General features: G+C 59.5%; 6 protein-coding genes. 4 read left to right on the top strand and 2 right to left on the bottom strand.

Annotated elements, in window-relative coordinates:
- Window positions 1–222 precede the first annotated feature (222 nt).
- The 3 genes from hrpB to M0412_RS18935 all read left to right on the top strand — a co-directional run bounded on the left by hrpB (window position 223) and on the right by M0412_RS18935 (window position 4,706).
- Complete coding sequence (gene hrpB, locus M0412_RS18945; RefSeq protein ID WP_269700671.1) at window positions 223–2,709, top strand: ATP-dependent helicase HrpB; 2,487 nt, start codon at window positions 223–225, stop codon at window positions 2,707–2,709.
- Between the two features lie 29 nt (window positions 2,710–2,738).
- A complete protein-coding gene (actS, locus tag M0412_RS18940; RefSeq protein ID WP_142842367.1) occupies window positions 2,739–4,046 on the top strand; it encodes a two-component system sensor histidine kinase ActS in 1,308 nt (435 codons plus the stop codon).
- 72 nt (window positions 4,047–4,118) lie between these two features.
- Complete coding sequence (locus M0412_RS18935) at window positions 4,119–4,706, top strand: ActR/PrrA/RegA family redox response regulator transcription factor (RefSeq protein ID WP_065114473.1); 588 nt, start codon at window positions 4,119–4,121, stop codon at window positions 4,704–4,706.
- On the opposite strand, the gene M0412_RS18930 is transcribed toward M0412_RS18935, so the two are convergent.
- Window positions 4,707–5,192: an MmcB family DNA repair protein gene (locus M0412_RS18930; protein ID WP_004444350.1), complete on the bottom strand. Its 486-nt coding sequence runs from the start codon at window positions 5,190–5,192 to the stop codon at window positions 4,707–4,709.
- Window positions 5,193–5,375: 183 nt separating this feature from the next.
- Here M0412_RS18930 and M0412_RS18925 point away from each other — a divergent pair, with 183 nt between their 5' ends.
- Entirely contained in the window at window positions 5,376–6,089 is a 714-nt protein-coding gene (locus M0412_RS18925; RefSeq protein ID WP_046799744.1) for a L,D-transpeptidase, read from the top strand.
- A gap of 79 nt (window positions 6,090–6,168) precedes the next feature.
- Here M0412_RS18925 and M0412_RS18920 read toward each other — a convergent pair whose 3' ends face one another.
- Window positions 6,169–8,337, bottom strand: a complete 2,169-nt coding sequence (locus tag M0412_RS18920; protein ID WP_269700707.1) for a malate synthase G — start codon at window positions 8,335–8,337, stop codon at window positions 6,169–6,171.
- Window positions 8,338–8,455 lie beyond the last annotated feature (118 nt).

Below are 8,455 nucleotides of genomic sequence, written 5' to 3'. Positions count from 1 at the left end.
GAAATGACAACAAGACGCCGGAAAGGCGGAATCTTTCGCCGTTTTCACCAAGCACGCGATGTATCCCTTCCATCTCCCATGCGAGATAGGGCGCGAGCGATCTTGTTTTTTGCCAGAAGCGCATTCGCGAAACCCTCATAGTCCGCTGTCCAAGCGCCGGGTCCTGCTTTAGAACGGCATGAAGACGCTCATATACCAACCCAATGCCGCAGGCCTCTTCGCATGACCAGAACACCAGCTCCAATAAAGAACGACTTGCCCGAGCTTCCCGTGAGCGATGTTCTTGGCGATATTGCCGATGCGCTGGCAGGCGCGAAGCGCGCGGTTCTTTCGGCTCCTCCCGGCGCAGGCAAAACGACACTGGTCCCGCTTCACCTGCTGCGGCAGGAATGGCGAGGCGACGGCAAGATCATTCTTCTTGAACCGCGCCGGCTTGCCGCGCGGGCCGCGGCCGGGCGCATGGCTGATCTGTTACATGAAAGCGTAGGAGAAACGGTCGGCTACCGCATGCGGCTTGACAATCGTATTTCTTCGAAAACCCGGATAGAAGTGGTGACCGAAGGGGTGTTTGCTCGAATGGTTCTGGACGATCCGGAACTTGCCGGCGTTTCGGCGGTGATTTTCGACGAGTTTCATGAACGCTCACTCGACGGCGATTTCGGTCTGGCTCTGGCACTCGACGTTCAGGATGGATTGCGAGACGATCTGCGTATCCTCGTTATGTCCGCCACCCTTGATGTGGACCGCATCAGCACGCTGATGCGCGACGCGCCAGTGGTTCAGAGCCTCGGCCGCACATTCCCAATCGATATCCGCTATGAGGATCGCTGGCAGGGCGCGCCGGTTGAAGAGAAAGTCACCAAGGCAATTATCGAAGCCGATGCGGCGGAAACAGGTTCCATCCTTGCTTTCCTGCCGGGGCAGGCGGAAATCACCCGCACGGCCGCACGGCTGGAGGGGCGCTTTTCCAATGATACGGACGTCATCCCGCTTTACGGTAACCTGTCACAAAAGGAGCAGGACGCAGCGATCAAGCCGGCGGCGGCCGGGCGACGCAAGATCGTGCTTGCCACCTCCATCGCGGAAACCTCGATCACCATCGACGGTGTGCGTGTGGTGATTGACAGCGGATTGCAGCGACTACCCGTGTTCGAACCGGCAACGGGAATAACGAGGCTGGAGACCGTCCGGGTATCGCGGGCTTCCGCAGATCAGCGGGCGGGCCGTGCGGGGCGAACGGAACCTGGCGTGGCAATCCGCCTGTGGCATCCGGGACAGACGGCGGCGCTTAATGCCTTTACGCCACCGCAAATTCTGGCGAATGATCTTTCCGGCCTTGCGCTGGATCTCGCCCATTGGGGTGTTCACGATCCTTCCATGCTTGCCTTTCTGGACACGCCGCCTGAAGCAGCGCTTAAGGAATCGGTGGCGCTTCTCAAAAATCTCGGCGCTCTCGATGAAAGTGGCGCACTGACACAGCGCGGTCGCCTGATGCGCGGCCTTTCACTACCGCCACGGCTGGCGGCGATGGTGATTGCAGCGGCAAGCGAGGGTGCGGGGAAAAAGGCGGCGATGCTCGCCGTCATGCTGACGGAACAGGGGCTGGGCGGAAACGATCTCGATCTTGATGAACGGCTACGGCGTTTTGTTTCCGACAGGAGCGAAAGGGCGCAGGCGGCGCGCAAGCTGGCATCAAGGCTGTTCGACGCGATTGGCGATATAAAGACGGCAGCCGAATTGCCAAGCGAAGCTGGCCCCCTGCTGCTGCACGCCTATCCGGACAGGATCGCGCTTCAGCGCGGAGCACGCGGCCGTTATGTGATGGCGAATGGCCGGGGTGCCGAACTTGCCGAGACCGAGCGGCTGGCGGCGAGCAGGATGCTTGTCGTGGCCGACATTACCGGGCGAGCGGCGCAGCCGCGCATCCTTGCGGCAGCAGGCATCGACAGGGCCGATATAGAAGAGCGGATGCCGCGCCTTATCGTTCAGCAGGACCAGTTGCTCTTTGATAAGGCAAGCGGCCAGGCACGTGCGCGCCGGGTCACGCGCCTCGGCGCCATCATCCTCGATGAAACGCCCCTGCCCCGCCCGGAAGGCGAAAAGGCCGCACAGGCGCTGGCCAATGGCATTCAGGAATTCGGCATCGGCATTCTGCCCTTTTCGAAAGAAACCCAGCAGCTGCGCGACCGGATCGGTTTTCTGAACGCGAGCATCGGTGAACCATGGCCCGACGTCAGCGATACGGCATTGCTTTGGCGACTTGATGATTGGTTCGTTCCTTTCCAACACGGTGCGCGTAGCCTGCAGGACATTCGACCCGGAAGCCTTTCTGAAGGGATTATGTCTCTCGTGCCACACGAGGTGGCGCGAGACCTCGGAAGACTAGCGCCGACACATTTCGAGGCGCCGACGGGCCAGCGGCATCCAATCCGCTACGACGCCAGCGAACCGACCCTTTCCATTCGCGTGCAGGAACTTTTCGGGCTGACGTCGCACCCCGCGATCGCGCAGGGGCGCTTGCCGCTACTGCTGGAATTGACCTCGCCCGCACACAGGCCGATACAGACCACTCGTGATCTTCCGGGTTTCTGGGCGGGGTCGTGGAAAGATGTGCGGGCGGATATGCGTGGGCGTTATCCGCGCCATCCATGGCCGGAGGACCCGGCAGCGGCCCTGCCGACCAGCCGCGCGAAACCGCGCGGGACGTGAAGACGATGAATAGGGTAAAGGAGACGAAGGTGGCTGGTCATCCGATCGAAACCACAAGGCTTGGCCGCGCCAGCCGCAGAATAAGGCTGCAGACGATTGTCTGGCTGCGTTGGCTGGCGGTTGCTGGACAGACAGCGACGATCCTTTTCGTTGCTTTCGGGCTGAACTTCCCCCTGCCGCTGCTGGCCTGCGGCCTGCTGATTGCGGCGCTGGCGCTTGCCAACCTGTTTCTCACCGCCCGCTTTCCCTCCACCTATCGCCTGGAACCCTGGGAAGCGACATTGCTGCTGGCCTTCGACCTGCTGCAATTGACGGCGCTGATCTATATTACCGGCGGCCTTTCCAATCCTTTCGCGCCGCTGATCTGCGTGCAGGTCATCATCGCGTTTGCCTCGCAGCCGCTGCGGCATTCGCTTATTCTTCTTGCTTTTGCCGTCATCTGCTCGACTGCGATCGCCTTTTCGCCGTTTCCGGTTCCCTGGTATCCCGGCGAGGTTTTGCCGATCCAGCTTCTGCTGCATGTCGGTACCTGGGTCGCGATCATCGCCACCACATCCTTTGCGGCCTTTTATGCCTATCGCGTTTCGCATGAGGCCAATCAGCTGGCGGACGCGCTGGCTGCAACCGAACTGGTGCTGGAGCGGGAAAAACACCTCTCGCAGCTGGATGGGCTGGCAGCCGCCGCAGCGCATGAGCTCGGCACGCCGCTTGCGACCATCAGCGTTGTCGCCAAGGAAATGGAGCGGGAACTCGGAAATGATGAAAAATATGGCGAAGACATAGCGCTGCTGCGCAGCCAGAGTGAAAGGTGCCGCGATATTCTGCGCCGCCTCACATCGCTTTCCGCCGATAATGAGGAACATATGCGCCGCCTGCCGCTGTCTTCGCTGATCGAGGAGGTGATGGCGCCGCACCGGGAATTCGGCATTCGCCTTGAGCTCGTGGAAAAGAGCAACCGGGCCGACGAACCGGTCGGCATTCGCAACGCCGGCATCATCTACGGACTGGGCAACCTCATCGAAAACGGCGTGGACTATGCGCGGGAGAAGGTGACGGTGACGGTGGAGCATGATTCGCAGAATGTCGCGGTCCTCATCGAGGATGATGGGCCGGGTTATGCCCATGACGTGCTTGCCCGTATCGGTGAGCCCTATGTGACGGAACGGCACAACGACACCCGGGCGGGCGGGCTGGGACTTGGCCTTTTTATCGCCAAGACACTGCTTGAGCGATCCGGCGCCGCCGTTACCTTCGAAAATCGCGGCTCCAGCAAAACCGGGGCGCGGGTCACAATCATCTGGCCTCGCGCGCTTATGGACGATAAAAGAAACCGTTGACTTTACCATCCACGTTGAAGCGGCGATAAGAAGAAGAAACAAAGCCGACGAAGTTGCCGGAAGGCCGGAAACATGAAGACAGAAGACCAGACCCCAACCACCAGCGCACCTGCGGACGATATCGACCCCATCGGACCCGACAAATCTCTGCTGATCGTCGATGATGACGGCCCGTTTCTGCGCCGGCTTGCCCGGGCAATGGAAACGCGCGGATTTGCCGTCGACACTGCCGAGACGGTCAGCGATGGTATTGCCCGCTCCAAGGCCGCACCGCCTAAATACGCGGTGGTCGATCTGCGGCTTGCCGATGGCAACGGACTGGAAGTAATCGAAGCCATCAGGCAGAACCGGGACGATACGCAGATCGTCGTTCTGACCGGTTATGGCAACATCGCAACCGCCGTTACCGCCGTGAAGCTTGGAGCGCTGGATTATCTGGCCAAACCCGCCGATGCGGACGATGTCTTTAATGCCCTGACGCAGCGCAAGGGCGAAAAGACCGAAGTCCCTGAGAACCCCATGTCAGCCGACCGGGTGCGGTGGGAGCATATTCAGCGCGTTTATGAAATGTGCGAACGCAACGTCTCGGAGACCGCCCGCCGTCTCAACATGCACCGGCGCACCTTGCAGCGCATTCTCGCCAAGCGCGCACCGAAGTAATCACTCTCCGAAGCTGCGCCCGGTCGTCCATTCCGCCAGCATCAACCGGGTTGCAGCGGTTCTCGAGAAATCCAGCATCACAGATTTGCGGGTCGCCGGCGGCAATTTATGCTCCGGCGCATCGCGAAGCATATGGGCACCATATCCATCCGAAAGGATCAATCCGCACTCTTCCGGAAAGATATCGGTCGGCACTTCCGGATGGGTGGCGAAAAACAGCCGGTCGCAATGCAATCGGTATTCCGGCCATTTGCGATCGACACGAAAATCCTCGATCGAAGATTTGATTTCGATGATCCAGATCTCCCCCTTGACCGACAGGCTGATGAGATCCGCCCTTCGTCCGCTCGCAAGCGGCAGTTCCGGCAGCACCGAATGACGCATCTCGTGCAAAAGGACCTGAACGCCGCGACGTACCAGCATCGCCTTGTCCGACTGGCGACCGTCTATTAAGGGATTATTGTTGGTAACGGAAAGAATAGTCATGGATAAAGGCTGCTGAAGCGTTTGGCCTATTGTTGCAAAAAGGCAATCAACCGGTAATTTTAAATGCGCGACCGTCTCGCGGCGGCGCAACGGCTTGCCAAGAGCGGCTGAATGGAAAATAACCGATTTATCCAATTAAGCCTACTCCTTCGCACAATTTGGCGAATTTTCCGCGAGAACAACATGCGCATCCGTACTTCATTGACCGCACTTGGTCTGACGGCAGCACTGGCTCTGGCCGGCTGCGCTGAAACCACCTCCCAATCAACTCGCCCGACATCCGGCAAGATCGCGGCGTCAGTGCCGGTTGCCGACCCCGTTCCGGCGAAGGTCGAAACCGTCCAGATTTTCAATGACGTATACGGTCCCGTGACCGATGCGGGCTATGCGCTGCCGGCCATTCCGATCAATCGCGTAAACGAGAAGTTCCGTCGCCAGATCGTTGAGTTCCAGACGAACGAACGTCCCGGCACGATCATCGTCAATACGCGCGATCGTTACCTTTATTACATCCTGTCCGGCAACCGCGCCGTCCGGTACGGCATCGGCGTCGGCAAGGCAGGTTTTGCCTGGGCCGGTGAAGCCTATGTTGCCTGGAAGCAGGAATGGCCGATGTGGCATCCGCCGAAGGAAATGGCGGACCGCAAGCCCGAAGTCGCGAAATATGTCGAGGCAGGCATGGGCCCCGGCCTGTCCAACCCGCTCGGCGCGCGCGCCATGTATCTCTTTAACGAAAAGGGACAGGATACGCTGTTCCGTATCCATGGTTCGCCCGAATGGGCTTCGATCGGCACCGCCGCCTCTTCCGGCTGCATCCGCATGATCAACCAGGATGTCATGGATCTTTACAGCCGTGTCCGTCCGGGCCGCAGCTCCAAGGTCGTCGTGATCCAGTAAGATAAGACAGAAGACAAAGAAAAAGCCGCCGTGGAATTTCCCGGCGGCTTTTTTATTTATCTAAACGCCTGACTCGGTTTCAGGCTGATTGCTTCGCCTTCAGTTCCAGGCGGCGGCGGTGCAGAACCGGTTCGGTGTAGCCATTCGGCTGTTCGCGGCCCTTCAGCACAAGCTCGACAGCCGCCTGAAATGCGATCGATCCTTCAAAATCGGACGCCATCGGCAGATACGCAGCGTCGGCGGCATTCTGCCCATCGACTACGGCAGCCATGCGCTTCATTGTCTCAACGATCTGCCCTTCCGTCACCACGCCATGGCGCAGCCAGTTCGCCATGTGCTGTGCGGAGATGCGCAGCGTCGCGCGATCTTCCATCAGTCCGACATTGTTGATGTCAGGCACCTTGGAGCAACCGACACCCTGATCGACCCAGCGCACGACATATCCCAGAATGCCCTGCGCATTATTGTCGAGTTCGCGCTGGATTTCCTCCGGCGTCCAGTTGGGACGTGGCGCGACCGGCACCGACAGAATATCGGAAAGCTTCGCGCGACCTCGGCTTTTCAAGCCTTCCTGAACGGCTGCGACATCGACCTTGTGATAATGTGTGGCATGCAGCGTCGCCGCCGTCGGCGACGGCACCCAGGCGGTATTGGCGCCCGCTTTCGGATGTGCGATCTTCTGCTCCAGCATCGCCGCCATCAGGTCCGGCATGGCCCACATACCCTTGCCGATCTGCGCGTGGCCGGAAAGGCCGCATTCCAGACCAATATCGACGTTCCAGTTCTCGTAAGCGGTAATCCAGGCGGCCTGTTTCATGTCGCCCTTGCGGATCATCGGCCCCGCTTCCATCGAGGTATGGATTTCGTCGCCCGTGCGGTCGAGGAAGCCGGTGTTGATGAAGACAACGCGATCCTTCGCAGCGCGGATACTTTCCTTGAGGTTAACCGTGGTGCGGCGCTCCTCATCCATGATGCCCATCTTCATGGTGTTCGGCGTCATATCGATGAGGTTTTCGACGCGAGAGAATATCTCGTTGGCGAAGGCGACCTCTTCCGGCCCGTGCATTTTCGGCTTGACGACATACATGGAGCCGGCGCGGGAATTCTGCCGCCGCCCGGACGGGCCGACGTCGTAAAGCGCGATCAGTGCGGTGACGACAGCATCCATGATGCCTTCCGGAACCTCGCGGCCATCCCTGTCGAGGATTGCCGGATTGGTCATGAGATGACCGACATTGCGCACCAGCATCAGCGAGCGACCCGGCAAAGTGAGCGCCGAACCATTGGGCGCGGTATAATAACGATCCGGATTCAGCCTGCGGGTGAAGGTCTTGCCACCCTTGGCAACCTCCTCCGTCAGATCGCCGCGCATCAGGCCAAGCCAGTTGCCGTAAACCAGAACCTTGTCTTCCGCATCGACGGCAGCGACCGAATCCTCACAATCCATGATGGTCGTCAGCGCGGATTCGAGAATGACATCGGAGATGCCCGCCTCGTCGCCCTTGCCGATTTCCGTCGATGGATCAATGACGATTTCGGTGTGCAAACCGTTTCTGCCGAGCAGGATCGTTTCCGGCTTTTCCGCCTCACCGGTAAAGCCCTTGAATTGTGCAGCGTCCTTCAACCCCGTCGTGGCGTCGCCGATTGCAAGCTGCAACAGGCCGTCAACGATCTTGAAGCCTGACACATCGGACCAGCCTGCCGTTTCGAGCGGCGCCGATTCATCGAGGAAGTTGCGCGCCCAGGTGATGACCTTTTCGCCGCGCTTCGGATTGTAGCCCCTGCCCTTTTCCGCACCATCAGCATCGGAGATGGCATCGGTGCCGTAAAGCGCGTCGTAAAGCGAACCCCAGCGGGCATTGGCGGCATTCAGCGCATAACGCGCGTTCATCACCGGAACAACGAGTTGCGGGCCGGCGACGGCAGCAATTTCCGGATCGACATTGCCGGTTTCCACCTGGAAGCCGGGGCCTTCCGGCAGCAGGTAACCGATTTCCTTCAGAAAGCCCTCATAGACAGCAAAATCCACCGGAGCGCCGTTCTGCCGGTACCAGCCATCCAGTTTTTCCTGCAGCGCATCGCGCTTTGCCAGCAATTCGCGGTTCTTCGGAGAAAGCTCGTGGACGATGGCCGAGAAGCCTTCGAAGAAAGCCTCGCTGTCCAGACCCGTGCCCGGCAGCACTTCATCCGTCAAAAAAGCATAAAGCTTGTCATCGATAGAAAGACCGAATTTATTCGTGCGGCTCACATGCGCCTCCTCTATTCTAGGCGTCCAGATTGGACGTTGAAGAGGGCGCTCGTCAATTGCGGCAGGCAGCCAAATATTATTTCCATTTTGGAAACAATGCGGCCGATAGTCGTCTTTT

Origin of the sequence: Agrobacterium sp. O3.4 (assembly GCF_041414895.1) — a bacterium.
Classification (GTDB): Bacteria; Pseudomonadota; Alphaproteobacteria; order Rhizobiales; family Rhizobiaceae; genus Agrobacterium; species Agrobacterium cucumeris.
Note: the sequence above shows the minus strand (reverse complement) of the source record. Positions and strands in the feature narration are given on the sequence as shown.

Bases quoted from the DNA above. Each gene is read 5' to 3' on its own strand.
- M0412_RS18935 (WP_065114473.1), top strand. From the start codon at position 4,119: ATGAAGACAGAAGACCAGACCCCAACCACCAGCGCACCTGCGGACGAT.
- hrpB (WP_269700671.1), top strand. From the start codon at position 223: ATGACCAGAACACCAGCTCCAATAAAGAACGACTTGCCCGAGCTTCCC.
- M0412_RS18925 (WP_046799744.1), top strand. From the start codon at position 5,376: ATGCGCATCCGTACTTCATTGACCGCACTTGGTCTGACGGCAGCACTG.
- M0412_RS18930 (WP_004444350.1), bottom strand. From the start codon at position 5,192: ATGACTATTCTTTCCGTTACCAACAATAATCCCTTAATAGACGGTCGC.